Origin of the sequence: Vibrio sp. CyArs1, from assembly GCF_022432925.1 — a bacterium.
In the GTDB taxonomy this organism is placed as follows: Bacteria; Pseudomonadota; Gammaproteobacteria; order Enterobacterales; family Vibrionaceae; genus Vibrio; species Vibrio mediterranei.
In genome coordinates, this window is record NZ_JAKRBO010000004.1 from 379,809 (window position 1) to 394,627 (window position 14,819).

Consider the following 14,819-nt stretch of genomic DNA (forward strand, 5'->3'; position numbering starts at 1 on the left):
TTTATGTGTGGCTGATAAAAGAGCCGCGAAGAATTCTTCGCGACTCTTGGTATCATAAAGACAACTAAATTAATTAGCTACAATATTCAGTAGTTTACCCGGTACGTAAATCACTTTACGGATGGTTTTTCCATCAGTGAATTTCGTCACGTTCTCGTCGTTAAGACCAAGTTCTTCTACTTGTTCTTTAGTTGCATCCGCAGCAACTGTCAGCTTAGCGCGTAGCTTGCCGTTAACTTGAACAACGATAAGTTTTTCATCTTCAACGAGGGCTTTTTCATCAAACGTTGGCCATACCGCATTGTCGATGTCTGCATTACCCAGTGCCGTCCACATCTCGAAACAGATATGCGGAGTGATAGGGTAAAGCATGGCAACGACGGCTTGTAGAGCTTCATCAAGAATCGCACGGTCCTGTGCTGTGTCTTGAGGTGCCTTAGCTAGTTTGTTCATTAGCTCCATAATGGCGGCAATCGCTGTATTGAATGTTTGGCGACGGTCAACATCATCGGTTACTTTTGCAATGGTCTTATGAACATCACGGCGCAGTGCTTTTTGGTCTGAAGATAGAGCCGAAACGTCAACGCTTTCCGCTGTACCTTTTTCTGTATGTTCTTTTACCAACTTCCAAACACGTTTAAGGAATCGGTTTGCACCTTCCACACCAGACTCTTGCCACTCTAATGTCATATCCGCAGGTGAGGCGAACATCATGAATAGACGTACAGTATCAGCACCGTATTTGTCTACCATCTCTTGCGGGTCAATACCGTTATTCTTCGACTTAGACATTTTGATCATGCCTGAGTGCTCTACGTCACGACCTTGGTTGTCTGTTGCAGAGGAAATGCGACCTTTACCGTCACGCTCAACTTTTACGTCTGTAGGAGCAATCCACTCTTTGGTGCCTTTTTCGTTAGTGTGGTAGAAAGCATCAGCAAGCACCATACCTTGACATAGGAGTTTCTTAAATGGTTCGTCGGAAGTCACATAGCCCGCATCACGAAGCAACTTATGGAAGAAGCGAGAGTACAGTAAGTGCATACATGCGTGCTCGATACCACCGATATATTGGTCTACAGGTAGCCAATAGTTCGCTTTTTCTGGTTCTAAAATATCATCAGCTTGCGGAGAGCAGTAACGTGCATAATACCAAGAAGACTCCATGAAGGTATCGAAGGTGTCTGTTTCACGTAGTGCTGGCTCACCGTTGAAGGTCGTTTTTGCCCACTCTTTATCAGCTTTGATTGGGCTAGTTACGCCATCCATAACAACATCTTCTGGAAGGATTACAGGAAGTTGCTCTGCTGGAACCGGGTGAACTTCACCATCTTCAGTCGTTACCATTGGAATTGGAGCACCCCAATAGCGTTGACGAGAAACACCCCAGTCACGTAGACGGAAGTTTACGGTCTTGTGACCTTTGCCTTCTGCTTCTAACTTAGCAGAGATAGCATCGAACGCGGCCTGGAACTCAAGTCCATCGAACTCGCCAGAGTTAAATAGTATGCCTTTCTCAGTGTAAGCTGCTTCTGAAATATCAAGCTCGCTGCCGTCAACCGGTTTGATTACAGGAAGAATATCTAGGTTGTATTTAGTAGCAAACTCAAAGTCACGTTGGTCATGACCAGGAACTGCCATAACTGCACCTGTTCCGTAATCCATCAAGACGAAGTTAGCAACGAATACTGGCACTTCACGACCATTCAATGGATGAATAGCAGTAAGGCCGGTTGCCATACCTTTTTTCTCCATTGTTGCTAGTTCAGCTTCTGCAACCTTGTTGTTCTTACACTCATCGATAAATGCAGCTAACTCAGGGTTGTTTTCAGCCGCAACAGCAGCAAGAGGGTGGCCTGCAGCGATACCCACGTATGTAACACCCATAAGAGTATCTGGACGCGTGGTATATACTTCAAGGTCTTGATGACCTTGTACTTCAAACTTCAGTTCAACACCTTCAGAGCGACCAATCCAGTTGCGCTGCATGGTTTTAACCATTTCAGGCCAACCTTCTAGGTTGTCTAAATCATCAAGAAGCTCTTGGGCGTATTCTGTGATTTTAATAAACCACTGTGGGATTTCTTTTTGTTCAACTGGAGTATCACAACGCCAGCAACAGCCATCTTCAACCTGTTCGTTTGCTAGAACAGTTAAGTCATTTGGGCACCAGTTAACAGAAGAGGTTTTTTTGTATACTAAGCCTTTTTCGTAAAGCTTAGTGAAGAACTCTTGCTCCCAACGGTAGTACTCTGGTGTGCACGTAGCAAACTCACGGTTCCAGTCGTAGCCAAAACCAAGCAACTTAAGTTGGTTTTTCATGTACTCAATATTTTCATAAGTCCATGGTGCTGGCGCTGTGTTGTTTTTTACTGCTGCGTTTTCAGCAGGTAGGCCAAACGCGTCCCAACCAATTGGTTGCATTACGTTTTTACCTTGTAGGCGTTGGAAACGAGATACCACATCACCGATGGTGTAGTTACGCACGTGACCCATGTGCAGTCGTCCACTTGGATAAGGGAACATAGACAGACAGTAGAATTTTTCTTTATTTGGGTCTTCACTTACAACAAAGGTCTTATTGTTGTCCCAGTGCTGTTGAACGTTACGTTCAATATCTTGCGGGTTATATTGTTCTTGCATCGATGATTTCCGGTTATCTTGGAATTTGTGAGTTCTGTTACCACAGAAACTATTAGATCGTCATAGAATACCTAAAGGAAGCCCGGTCAACAATAGTCAATATACCCTTCGTGGGAGAAGAGGTGATGCACGTTAATGGTAATCACATAGTGTTCTGCTACTTTGGTGAAAATAGGGGGATGTATGCCTAAGCGTAAAGCCAGTTATGAAGAAATGATTGAAGATGTGGTTGACAACCTAAAACACAGTCCTGAAGAGTTACAGCACGTGCTTGAAAAATCAGGACAAGTGGTTGAGGCCGCCAACGATATGACTAAGGACGAAATGGCGTTAATTTCTGCGTATGTGAAGTCTGATCTAAAGGAATTTGCCGAAAACTACGAAGAGAGTAAAAGCGGGCCCTTCTATCTCATGATTGCCAATTCAATTTGGCAAGGTCTGCTGGATATCACAGATAGAACAAAAGTCGAGTGGGTCGAGCTGTTCCAAGATCTTGAGCATCAGGGCGTTTATTCCTCAGGAGAAATGATAGGATTAGGTATTTTGGTGTGTGAACAGTGTGGGCATAAGACAGAATACAATCACCCAACTACCATTTCTGATTGTCCAAAATGTGGTCATAGTACATTTAGTCGACAACCACTAAAACCATAGAAGCTAGCGGTGCTAGAGACTGTATGGCTTGGGCTTGCCTACAGTCTCTTTAGATACTTCTAGATAGTGAGAAACAGCTACTTATATTGCTGTTTGAATTCTTGCACCCACATAGCTGTTGCGCCACATACTGATACTGGAACGATAAACAGGTTAAGTATTGGGATTGTTGTAAATACCGAGACAAGCATACCGAAGCTGTAGGCTTTTCCCTGTTTTTGCTTCATAGACATTCGCATGTCGTTAAATGGTACCTTGTGGTTATCAAATGGATAATCACAGTATTGAATTGCTAACATCCAAGCGGTAAAAATGAACCATAGAAAAGGTCCTATCGTTTGACCAAGCGCAGGGATAAGTAGCAGTAAGAATAAGCCGATAGCTTTAGGCAAGGTATACAATAGCTTTCGCCATTCCCGAGCCATAATTCTTGGAACGTCTTTGACAACGCTCATGATCCCGTCTTCTGAAACTTTTTGACCGGTTAGCATTTCTTCCACTTTCTCTGCTAAAAGGCCATTGAATGGAGCGGCGATAAAGTTAGCCAATGTGCTAAAGAAGTAAGAAAAGGTCGCCAATATAGTGATGGCGAGTAGCGGCCAAAGTACATAACTCAACCAAGAGAGAAATTCAGGCAAATAGCCTAGCCAGCCTTCAATCCACGCGTTGAGGTTGGAGAAAAGGTAGTACATTGCTGAACCAACTAACAAAATATTGGCAAGTAATGGTAGCAGTACATAACGACGGATACCCGGTGTAAAGGCGATTTGAAAACCTTGATGAAAGTAACCGAATCCGGTTTTGGCTTTGTTCAAAATATGCTTCCTTTTACCTTTTGCTACTGTTGTTTCTTAGCGACTATATCAAAAAAGACTTAAGGAAATCACAAACTTCTTATACTAAGGTGTTCTAATAGTCTATAGAGTTTTGGTAAAGTAGAGTGAGCTGAGGTGTATTCACCTCATTAAGGACTATTTTTTAACGTTGAGAGCAAACAATGCAGGAATTGCGATTCGTACTCATTATTGTCGGTGCCCTAGCTATCGCGGCGCTGCTGTTCCATGGCCTATGGTCTAGCAAAAAAGAAGGACAGAAGAAGTTCGGTGATAGGCCGTTAGGAAAGTTGGATGACAACGCTGAGCAAGAAGACCAATACGTTGCGCCAGAAGACGATTTCGAAATTGTAAGAAAAACGCGTAATGAACCTGACTTTGGTTTGAACCAACAACAGACTAATTATGATCCATTAGATGATGTCGCCAGCCATTCTGAACAGAGTTTCGAGCATGACGAACCGGTCCACCCCGAATCTGTAGAAGAACAATCAGAAAAGGCTCCGGTCTCTGCGCTGTCCGAAGAGATAGTTGAAGAAGAGCTACCATCATTTTCGGCTAAAACCGATGTCGAACCTGAAGAATTTGAAAAGCTTGAACCTCAGCTAGACCTGAACAAATTCGATGATGCTGATGAGGAATTAACAACAAAACCTCAGTCTCTTGAGGCACCAACCCTAACGTCGGCAAAGGAAACAAGTGCACCTATACAGGCTGAAAGTGAACCTGAAGAGCCTGAAATGCAGGTGATTGTGATGAACGTGCATTGTGCTGGTTCTGAAGATTTTGTAGGTACTCAGCTGTTTGATAGCATGCGCCAGAATGGTCTTATTTACGGTGAAATGGATATCTTCCACCGTCATGCCGATTTATCAGGCACAGGAAAAGTATTATTTAGTGTGGCAAATATGATGCAGCCAGGTACGCTTCAACATAATGATCCAGCCACTTTTACTACCAAGGGTATCTCGTTCTTTATGACTCTACCTTGTTTTGGCGAAGCCGAGCAGAACTTCAAGTTGATGCTAAGAACAGCGCAGCAAATTGCTGATGATCTTGGGGGCAACGTTCTTGACGACAAGCGTAACTTAATGACACCGACAAGACTTGATGCCTACCGTAAACAAATTCAAGACTTTAACGCAGCGAAAGTAAGCGCGTAATTGTTCCACTTATGCTAGAGAAAAGGCTCCTCGGGAGCCTTTTTTATCCGTACTACCAAGGTATACCATGTCGCAACAACGATTAAATGAACTGAAAGAGCAACTTCACTATCATGGCGTGAAGTACTATGTAGAAGACAGCCCAGAGATTCCGGATGTCGAGTACGACAGACTAATGCAAGAATTGCTCGCTATTGAAGCTGAGCATCCTGAATGGGTAACGGTAGATTCGCCAAGTCAACGAGTCGGAGGGTTACCACTTGACAGTTTTACCCAAGTGAAACATGAAATACCGATGTTGTCTTTGGATAATGCTTTCTCAGATGAAGATTTAGATAGTTTTAATAAGCGCATTTGTGATCGAGTAAATAGAACCGATATTGGCGCTTATTGTTGCGAAGTAAAACTCGATGGATTAGCAGTGAGTTTGCTTTATGAAAATGGTGTACTTGTTCAAGCTGCAACTCGTGGTGATGGTACTACGGGGGAGAACATCACAGAGAATGTTCGTACTATTAGTGCAATTCCACTGAAGCTGCAAGGCGACGACATTCCAGCGCGCATTGAAGTACGCGGTGAAGTATTTATGCCTAAAGCTGGGTTTGCAAAACTTAATGAGCTTGCCGAAAGAAAAGGCGAGAAAGTGTTTGTAAACCCAAGAAATGCGGCAGCAGGTAGCTTACGTCAATTAGACTCACGCATCACCGCAACTCGTCCTCTAAGCTTCTATGCCTATAGTCTGGGCATTGTTGAAGGTACCGAGTTACCAGCAAGTCATTATGATCGCTTTCTAAAACTCAAATCTTTAGGCTTTCCAATGGGGCCTGAAACCAAACGCGTTAACAATATCGAAGAAGTTAAAGCCTACCACAAAGCGATCCAAGATAAGCGTGATGAGCTTGAATATGAAATAGATGGCGTCGTGATTAAAGTTGACGACATTGCCCTACAAGAGCAGTTAGGTTTTGTGGCTCGAGCCCCTCGCTGGGCGATCGCCTATAAATTCCCCGCTCAAGAAGAAATTACGGTACTGAACTCTGTCGAGTTCCAGGTTGGACGTACCGGAGCCATTACCCCTGTTGCAAAGCTAGAGCCAGTTTTTGTTGGTGGCGTGACGGTGAGCAATGCTACCTTGCATAATGCCGATGAAATTGAGCGTCTCGGTGTGAAAGTTGGTGATAGTGTTATTATTCGCCGCGCAGGGGATGTTATTCCTCAAATTGTTTCTTATGTACCAGAGCGCCGACCTGCGGATGCAAAAGAAATCGTTTTTCCTTCTGAATGTCCGGTTTGTGCATCTCTGATTGAACGCATTGAAGGAGAAGCGGTAGCCCGTTGTACAGGTGGCTTAGTTTGCCAAGCACAGCGTAAAGAAGCACTAAAACACTTTGTTTCTCGTAAGGCTTTAGACGTTGATGGTCTTGGGGAGAAAGTAATAGAGCAGCTTGTAGACAAAGAAATGGTCGAGACACCAGCAGATTTGTTCAAGTTATCCGCGGGGCAACTCACTATTTTAGAGCGCATGGGACCTAAGTCCGCACAGAATGTCGTCAATGCCCTCAATGTGTCAAAAGAAACCACACTAGCAAGGTTTCTATATTCACTGGGGATTCGTGAAGTTGGTGAAGCCACCGCTGCGAATCTATCAACGCATTTTGAAACTTTAGAAAATGTGATGAACGCGACTCATGAACAGTTGATTGAAGTGCCTGATGTCGGTGAGATTGTTGCTAAGCATATTCGGTTCTTCTTCGCTGCTGAATCTAATCAAAAAGTAATTGAGGCATTGATTGCAGCAGGTATTCATTGGGCGGCAGTGGAAGCACCGGCGGAAGATACACCTCAACCACTTGCGGGCAAGACGGTGGTTTTAACCGGGTCGTTATCACAGCTAAACCGCAATGATGCCAAGGCAGCACTTCAGGCGCTAGGGGCAAAAGTGACGGGAAGTGTTTCTAAGAAAACCGATATTTTATTTGCTGGAGAGAATGCAGGTTCTAAATTGGCTAAAGCACAAGAGCTCAATATTGAGATTAGAACTGAGGACGACCTAATAGAATTAATCGTCTGACTTAAGAAATAGAATAAAGAGCTCCTAATATGGAGCTCTTTTTTTTGCGAGTGAGTTCAAATAATGTGAGTCCTACTACGTAATAAATAAAAAACAATCGTATAAATAGCGTTTTTTTATTTAATTAAATTAAATAAAAAATACATGCGAGCCATATCACGAATGGCAATGTTATTAATTGTTTAACTTGTTGAAATTAAAGGGTGTAAAGCATTTCATTGTAGCAATGATTGAAAAATAAGATCTTCATCAATAACCATGGCAAAAGTTTGTTGTGCGTCCTATTTTTTTTAGCTTAATTGATTTTGAAATTGATAATTTTCTCTGCGAAGTTAGTCTTGTGAATATGGATACACAAGGTGTAGACAGGAAAATTAACCAGTCTGTTTGGTTAAATAAATAAGGAAATATTTCACCCTTCGGCGGCCAACTTAAGAGTGAAATATAAAAAACAGCTATATCCATTTTTAGGAGTTATTCCATGGAAAAAATGTTTAAACGCACTCTTATCGGTGCAGCAGTGGCGTCTTTAACAATGGCGGGTGCAGTACAAGCGAAACCGGCAACAGATACAGTTGATCTTTATGGTCAAGTTGCATTGTCTGTATGGCAATATGGCGAAGATAAAATTGGTGGCGGTGATGCTCCACTGAAACTAGAAAATGAATCTCGCTTTGGTTTACGCGGTTCACATGAACTAGCACGTGGTCCTAAGTTTATTTGGCAATTGGAAGGCGGTAACGTCGGTGATGACGGTGCTGCTAGTGGCCTAGGTGTTCGTGATACCTACGGTGGTTTTGAGTTCGAAGATGCTGGTCGTGTACGTATTGGTCGTATGTTGACACCACTTTATGAAATTATCGACTGGCCATACTCAGGTCAACGTGCTGGTGCTATTTTTGACTGGGGTGGTGATGTTGTTGGTGGTGCTCGTTATGACCGTCAATCAAACATGGTTCGCTATGATTCTGCTAACCTAGGTGGTTTTACCTTCAACCTAGCGGCCGGTCGTGGTGACGAAAGCCAGTCGGACTCTAACTTCTATGGTCTAGGCGCCCATTATACTGTTGGCGTATTAACTCTACATGGTGGCTACGAGTACGGTAAAGATCGCAACATTGATGCCCTCAATACCGCATATAATAACTGGATCAAACAAAATCCGGGTCAGCCAGTAATCGGTGATAAAGATGAAGTATCTGGTCGCTCTGATACCCAAGCTGCATTATTAGGCTTTGAGCTTAACTTTGATACCTTTGCATTTAATGGCGCATTCAAATATGAAGAAGCTAAGTACAACGAAATAAAGCACACTCCTGTGGACTCAAACGACCCTGTACTTGACCTATCTGAGTTCGTTGGCTCTAAGTTATCACAAAATAGTTACTCTCTAGGTGCTGTGTATAGCGGAGTAGAAAACTGGCAGTTCAAAATGAACTACGCTGCTAACCTTGACCCTGAAATTGATGGTACTAAAGTTAGCGATTTAGCAGATTATATTGTTTCTGCGCAAGCACTTTACTTCTTGGACGACTCTGCAATCACATATGTTCGTCCGTATATGATTTCCAAAGATAACTCTTCTGCAGAGTTCGGCTGGGGTCTAGGCGTAGAGTACTACTTCTAAAATACAATCTGATACTGCCTTATACCTTCGGCTCCTAGTAATAGGGGCCGTTTTTTATTGTTGTAATTCACAGTAAGATTGAAAAATAACTGTTTTAACAAAAACACAGAAGATGGAATTAAATAACGTTGAGTTAAGGAAAGGAGAGCTAGCGATAAAGTAAAAATGTGCCCACGAGTGCGGGCACAGTAGGTTGAATTATTCTTCGAGGTTGCTGATTGCCCAAGTAAGAAACTTCTTTCTTTCTTCGTATGAGGCACTTTTGAAAGAGCGTTTTAAAGATTGGTACACATCACCATCAAGTTGGATGTCAGCGGTTTCTATTTTGGATTGTGAGTAGTGTGACAAGCTAGCAACAGCGTTGGTTTGATTGTAGTCTTTTACTTCTTGTGCCATATCCGCAGTTAGACTAAACGTTAAACCTAACTGATCTTTCTTCACGCCAACGAGGGGCTTTGAATCGCTAACAAGTTCAAAGGTAGGTTTACTATTGAACTCTACACCTTGTTGCAGTGTCTTAATGTTAGGCACGGATATAGAGATATCCTTATCTTTTGCATCAAATGTTGCAACTAAAGGTTGAGATTTAAATTTGGTTTTGTCTGAGCCCGTTTCCATAACTATTTTAGAAATTCTAAAAACCAGTTGGTTTACACCGTTATCGAGAACGATGTTGTCGTTACTATCGAAACCAAAGTTTGAGTAGCCAGCGTCTTTACCATTAACAGTGAGCAGTTGGATGCCAGACGGCACGTCAATGGTCACTGACGAGTAGGCTAGTGACGGTGCCAAAATTAGACTCGCAAGTAGTGTTTTTGTTAATTTCATTACCACTCCTTAGTACTTTGCCAATATGGCAATTCTCTTGTAGGGTCTGTTTCATCTTAGTTTTTTTACATCGCGAATAATAGCGTTGTTATGAAAGCAGAAAGCGTCTGTACAGAAATTTGCGAGTCACTTATCATTTGAATAATTGTGTAGGTTTGCCTAAGTGGAGTTCGATATGAACATCAGTGAAGTTGCGAAAAAGACCGGTCTAACAACGAAATCAATCCGACTGTATGAAGAAAAGAAAATCATCTCGTCACCGTTGAGAAGCGATAATGGCTATCGCATTTATTCGGCCAAGCATGTTGATGAACTAAGTGTTGTTGCTAAGGCCAAACGAGTCGGTTTTACGCTTGATGAGTGTCGCGATATGGTGTCGTTAGCCTTCAAAACTGACAGGACGAGTGCCGAAGTTAAACGTCGAACCAGCGAAAAACTTGCGGAAGTTAAACGCAAGATTTCAGAGTTGCAAGCTATTGAACAGCAACTGGAAGTCTGGCTTTCTCAGTGCCCGGGAGACACTAATTCGGCATGTCCAATCGTTGATGATTTGATGCAAGGCTGCAATACAAAAGTCCAAAACTGATGTTCGTACTATGCAGCCAAGGGCTTGATATATTAAAAGCGTTTTTGGCCACCTAAACGTTCGCAACGCTCAATCGGGGTATATGTTTGAGAGCCATCGCTTAGTTGGCAGTCGACATATGGACCTAATGCAGAACTGTTTGAGGCATGGGTGATTGGAGCAAGCGTCAGCATGATGCCGAAGATTAGTGCTGAGAAAATTTTCATAACGATCCCTTTCAATTATTCAATATTTTGAGGCATCTCACACTTCGAGATAATCCTAAGTATGAACAAGAGAGAATAAAGATCAAAAAAAAGAGTAAGAATTAAAAAATTTTTAATTCCAAAAAAGTGGAACTTATTAATTGTGTGAAATTAATAACTATATGATTTAGATGGTAAAAATAATCTATAGTTTTATCATGTAGTATGGGGGAATGCCGCTCAACTACTTAAATTAACTTACTTAGTTTCTAGAACAATCTATGGCAATGATGGTTAACTAGTTGGTAATTAAGGAATCTAAGGAAATCTGATTTGCGGTGACGTGCTCCCAGCTCAAAAAGAGCTCGTTTTCGATGTTTTGTTCTAACTAGCCGGTAAAATGAACGAATTTCGATAACAGTCAGTTGTCTTGACTGGAATCAGAGATCGAGCAATTTGCCTTGTTTGGTGTGGAAAGTAGGTTTATGGCATAACCTTGCTCTCCTAGCTGTTCAACAACACTGTGTTTTCCAACAAGGTGCAGAGCGCCCACAGCCACAAAATGGGTTCCTGCTTTGTATTCTTGTGATTGGCTTAATATCTCTACCCACTTTTCGTTCCGCTCGTAAATGAATGAATGATAGAAGTCATCATTATAGGCCTCTGCTTGTAACACTTCTTCAAGGTTCTTTTTATCCCCCATACGCCAAGACTCGACTAAACATTGGATGCTTGCTTCACTATTTGGCCACTCTTGGATTGTTTGTTTCAACATATCTAATCCGTCATCAGGCTGATTTGCGAGTAAATCGATTTGAAATTGTAAACTCTCTAATCCCTTTATTGGTAATTGATGAGTGTTTGCCCACTGAACAAACTGCATATCAATGCCGAACTGAGGTTGATAGTTAAGAGATTGGAATTGTAATTGTTGTAAGGTTAAGGCTGCTTGCCAAGGTGGTAAGTTCAATATTTTAGTTGGAGCTAGGGAGGTCTGTTTTAAGATTTTAACTAATGTAGCTAAGTGTTCTTCGTCTAACATTTGCTTAGTACTGTGTTGTGGTTCTTGCGGGAAACGAACTTTTTCATTTAGGCGTGTTTCGACAACCAGGCTATCAGAGCTATCTAAAGCTTCTGTCACTTTTCTAGAAAATGGATCGAGTTTGGTATCCCCAACGTGAATTGTCCCCATGAGATAGAGGCGCTGTTCACCTTTGTCTGCTTGCCATAACAACGGTTCTGCATGAGAAAAAAATGAGATTAACAACAGAAGGTTCATGAATGAAGGCCCCAAGTGAGCTCTTTTTATATAACTCGAAATATCTCTAAGCAATCTATCCACCACTTTCTGAACTACGGTTGAGTGTTCAGACTAACACAAGTTCGCTCCTCAAATGCCAAGGTTGAAGTAGAGAGTTACTCCTCTAGGTTGTTTTTCCTCGATAAAACTACTTTTTTAATGCGAATTAAATGCTGTTTTAAACCTAAAAGTACGTTTGATATCACGATTTTATAAGAGTTATTTTGGACGGGATGTGGTTTTTACGACATTTTTGTCATCAATATGGCGATATGAGTATGGTTTTTGTGACTTCCATCATAGGTAATTTTTCTTTGTGAATTTACGGTATTTTATATAACTTTTTTAAGTTGCTGTTTTTTATGTATTTATGTTTTTTGTCATTTTCTTGTTGTGATTTTGATCACTTTAGTGGGGTAATTATTTGTTAGCGCGAATTAAATCTAGTTATAGTGTGCTCAAGCCAGACGGCAGCATATCAAGGCAGCAACATAAGCTGCTCAAAACTAAAGCATATATAGGTGTTATAATGAAAAAAGTTCTCGCTCTTACCGCTCTTGCAGTTGCATCAACTAGCGCTTTCGCAGGCTCTTCTTACGTAACTGGTAACGTTCAATTTCACGATACGTACCTTCAAGGTTCTAAAGCAACGTCTACGCTAGAAGCCGGCCACACATTTGACTCTAACACTACGCTATTAGTTGAGTTTGATGCTATTCCACTGGGTAAAGTACAAGATGGTGCTAGTCCACTACCAGCGACTACTTTGGGTGTTGAACAGGTCTTTAACGCAACTGACCACCTTTGGTTTGCGGCAGGTTACCATCACTTGATTCAAGGCGGTGAAACAATTCAATATCGCCCACTTATCAAGATCGGTTATAACTTCGATAACGGTCTTTCTTTGAGCAACCGTACTCGTATGCACATTAATAATCAACTAGATGGCCAAGCACGCAAGTCAGATACAGATGTTCGTTTGGACAACAAAATTGCTTATCAATTCGCTGATCAGCCTATTGCTCTTTCTTATAACAACGTATACGTAGTAGCTGGCGACAAAGATGCGAACGGCGATGATAAAGTTAATACGATGGACCACGAGCTTCGTGCAACTTGGACTCGTGATGGCGTACAACCATACTTTGAGTTTCGTAGCCAAGCTCACGGCCTAAAGAATGCTGACGGAAGCAGTGCAGTAAACAACGCTGTTGTGTTCGGTGCTTCATACGGCTTCTAATCTATCCCCCAAGATTGTTCATATTTCCATATTTAGGGCTCCGTCAGGAGCCTTTTTTCTGTTCTAAGTTCGGATTTAGAATAGAGGTGCCTCGCAATTTCTTTTTATCTGTTCCTTATCTTAAGAGTGACACGATAAAATACGTGAACGACACTGAACGAATACTCAAGTCATGGCGTACTAAACTTCTTGTTTTCAGTAATGACTTAAAAGGATGATGAGATGAACATTAAATTTCTTGTATCTAGCTTAATCACAGTTGTATTTATGAGTGGTTGTACACAGACAGCTTTTCCAACAGATGGGACGAGTGATTCATGGCAGACATTTGGTTATGAGCAGTCAAAAAAAGGCTACATGAAAAAAACACCTGAAGAATTAAGCGTCAATGATGCGGCTTTAGAAACGGCTTACTCTGAAGGGTATGAAAAAGGCCGAACTGAATACTGCGCGCAAGATGCCTACAGGTTAGGGATTATGGGGAAAAGCTATCTGGGGATTTGTGACGACCTCGATTGGCGATTCCGAATGAAGTATAACGATGGACGTTCAAATCAAAGTCTTGGTCGCTTATAGAGTAACTGAGGCGGTACGCTGATATAAATCTGAACGTTTAGTTTGTTTTAATAAATTTGCGGTTTACTGAGCAACTTTTACTTATCCTTACTGAGGTCGACTATTGGTCGTCCTTTGTCGTTTTTCTGTCCAGAAAATATGTCTTTCAGACGGTTTATTTACATAGCGAAGTTAGGATTAAGCTAGTTGATTGAATTTCCAGTATTTATCTGATTTTTTGACAATTTGTGTCTTGCAGAGTCATGACTTTGTTAGAATTTGCCACAAGGTAAATCGAGCGTGAAGATGCGTTTTTTTTTGACTAAGTTAGGACTAACGTCTTGCGTAAAATTACATTCTTGGCACTCGCATTTAGCTCGAGCAGCGCATTTGCTGCATCGTCATATATTGAAGGTAACATCCAGTTCAATAGCAGTTATCTCTATGATTCCAAAACCACAGCTAAGATGGCGGCAGGCCATACTTTTGATACGGATACAACGATTAAGTTCAAAATAGAAGATATTGCGATTGGTGCAACGCCTCACAGTGATGGTCACCATCACCACCATAACATGTACTATGGACACCGCGTGAGAGCTCCTTTGGTAACGCTAGGGGTAGAGCAGCGTTTTCAAATGTCGGACAACTTCTGGCTAGGGGCTGGATATGAACACCTAATGCAAGTGGGTGAAACCATGCAGTATCGTCCACTCTTTAAAATCGGCTATGACTTTGAGCAAGGTCTCTCTTTGAGTCATCGCACTCGAATCGAAGTTTATGCACAACATGACCGTTGGGGGTATAAGCCGGATACAGATTATCGATTTGATAACAAGATTGCCTATACGTTCCAAACGCACCCAGTGAAAATCCACTATAACAATGTGTACCATGCCATAGGAGCTTATGGGCCATACTACCCATACACGGACAGCACCATGGACCATGAGTTTAGGTTGACGTTAACGAAATACGCTTTTCAGCCGTATTTTGAGTACAAGAGTCAAGGGGATGTCAAAGTATCACGTTATGGCCATGGTGTAGCGAATAGTGCATTTCTTATAGGTGGGATTTATAACTTTTAGCCAGATAAACGCCACAGCGATTGCTGTGGCGTTTATCTAGTATCAG

13 protein-coding genes are annotated in these 14,819 nt (G+C 41.9%); 8 read left to right on the forward strand and 5 right to left on the reverse strand.

The window, feature by feature from the left end; all coding sequences use genetic code 11:
• Window positions 1-69: 69 nt before the first annotated feature.
• Window positions 70-2,643, reverse strand: a complete 2,574-nt coding sequence (gene leuS, locus MMA19_RS15015) for a leucine--tRNA ligase (protein WP_240206551.1) — start codon at window positions 2,641-2,643, stop codon at window positions 70-72.
• Between the two features lie 183 nt (window positions 2,644-2,826).
• Between leuS and MMA19_RS15020 the strand changes: the two genes are divergently transcribed.
• Window positions 2,827-3,297 (forward strand): zinc ribbon-containing protein, encoded by a 471-nt coding sequence (locus MMA19_RS15020; RefSeq protein WP_006075222.1) that lies wholly within the window; start codon window positions 2,827-2,829, stop codon window positions 3,295-3,297.
• A 77-nt stretch (window positions 3,298-3,374) separates the two neighbouring features.
• On the opposite strand, the gene cysZ is transcribed toward MMA19_RS15020, so the two are convergent.
• Window positions 3,375-4,112, reverse strand: coding sequence for a sulfate transporter CysZ (gene cysZ / locus MMA19_RS15025; RefSeq protein WP_031495762.1), 738 nt, complete (start codon window positions 4,110-4,112; stop codon window positions 3,375-3,377).
• Between the two features lie 182 nt (window positions 4,113-4,294).
• Here cysZ and zipA point away from each other — a divergent pair, with 182 nt between their 5' ends.
• The 3 genes from zipA to MMA19_RS15040 all read left to right on the forward strand — a co-directional run bounded on the left by zipA (window position 4,295) and on the right by MMA19_RS15040 (window position 8,991).
• Window positions 4,295-5,293 carry a cell division protein ZipA gene (gene zipA / locus MMA19_RS15030; protein ID WP_240206552.1) on the forward strand — a complete coding sequence of 333 codons (999 nt, stop codon included), beginning with the start codon at window positions 4,295-4,297 and terminating at the stop codon, window positions 5,291-5,293.
• 67 nt (window positions 5,294-5,360) lie between these two features.
• Complete coding sequence (gene ligA, locus MMA19_RS15035) at window positions 5,361-7,364, forward strand: NAD-dependent DNA ligase LigA (protein WP_240206553.1); 2,004 nt, start codon at window positions 5,361-5,363, stop codon at window positions 7,362-7,364.
• 481 nt (window positions 7,365-7,845) lie between these two features.
• On the forward strand, window positions 7,846-8,991 hold the full coding sequence (locus tag MMA19_RS15040; protein WP_171392458.1) for a porin: 1,146 nt from the start codon (window positions 7,846-7,848) through the stop codon (window positions 8,989-8,991).
• A gap of 198 nt (window positions 8,992-9,189) precedes the next feature.
• Here MMA19_RS15040 and MMA19_RS15045 read toward each other — a convergent pair whose 3' ends face one another.
• Window positions 9,190-9,819: a DUF2057 domain-containing protein gene (locus MMA19_RS15045; protein ID WP_198557409.1), complete on the reverse strand. Its 630-nt coding sequence runs from the start codon at window positions 9,817-9,819 to the stop codon at window positions 9,190-9,192.
• A 175-nt stretch (window positions 9,820-9,994) separates the two neighbouring features.
• Between MMA19_RS15045 and cueR the strand changes: the two genes are divergently transcribed.
• Window positions 9,995-10,405, forward strand: coding sequence for a Cu(I)-responsive transcriptional regulator (gene cueR, locus MMA19_RS15050; protein ID WP_006075228.1), 411 nt, complete (start codon window positions 9,995-9,997; stop codon window positions 10,403-10,405).
• Window positions 10,406-10,437: 32 nt separating this feature from the next.
• Here cueR and MMA19_RS15055 read toward each other — a convergent pair whose 3' ends face one another.
• Together MMA19_RS15055 and MMA19_RS15060 are read right to left on the reverse strand one after the other, a co-directional pair.
• Entirely contained in the window at window positions 10,438-10,611 is a 174-nt protein-coding gene (locus tag MMA19_RS15055) for a hypothetical protein (RefSeq protein ID WP_006075229.1), read from the reverse strand.
• A gap of 400 nt (window positions 10,612-11,011) precedes the next feature.
• Window positions 11,012-11,869, reverse strand: a complete 858-nt coding sequence (locus MMA19_RS15060; RefSeq protein ID WP_240206554.1) for a TraB/GumN family protein — start codon at window positions 11,867-11,869, stop codon at window positions 11,012-11,014.
• Between the two features lie 550 nt (window positions 11,870-12,419).
• On the opposite strand from MMA19_RS15060, the gene MMA19_RS15065 reads away from it, so the two are divergent.
• The 3 genes from MMA19_RS15065 (at window position 12,420) to MMA19_RS15075 (ending at window position 14,773) form a co-directional block, all read left to right on the forward strand.
• Window positions 12,420-13,130 (forward strand): oligogalacturonate-specific porin KdgM family protein, encoded by a 711-nt coding sequence (locus tag MMA19_RS15065; protein WP_062457002.1) that lies wholly within the window; start codon window positions 12,420-12,422, stop codon window positions 13,128-13,130.
• 222 nt (window positions 13,131-13,352) lie between these two features.
• Window positions 13,353-13,706 carry a DUF2799 domain-containing protein gene (locus tag MMA19_RS15070; RefSeq protein WP_240206555.1) on the forward strand — a complete coding sequence of 118 codons (354 nt, stop codon included), beginning with the start codon at window positions 13,353-13,355 and terminating at the stop codon, window positions 13,704-13,706.
• Window positions 13,707-14,026: 320 nt separating this feature from the next.
• Window positions 14,027-14,773 carry a porin gene (locus tag MMA19_RS15075; RefSeq protein ID WP_240206556.1) on the forward strand — a complete coding sequence of 249 codons (747 nt, stop codon included), beginning with the start codon at window positions 14,027-14,029 and terminating at the stop codon, window positions 14,771-14,773.
• The last annotated feature ends 46 nt before the right edge of the window (window positions 14,774-14,819 follow it).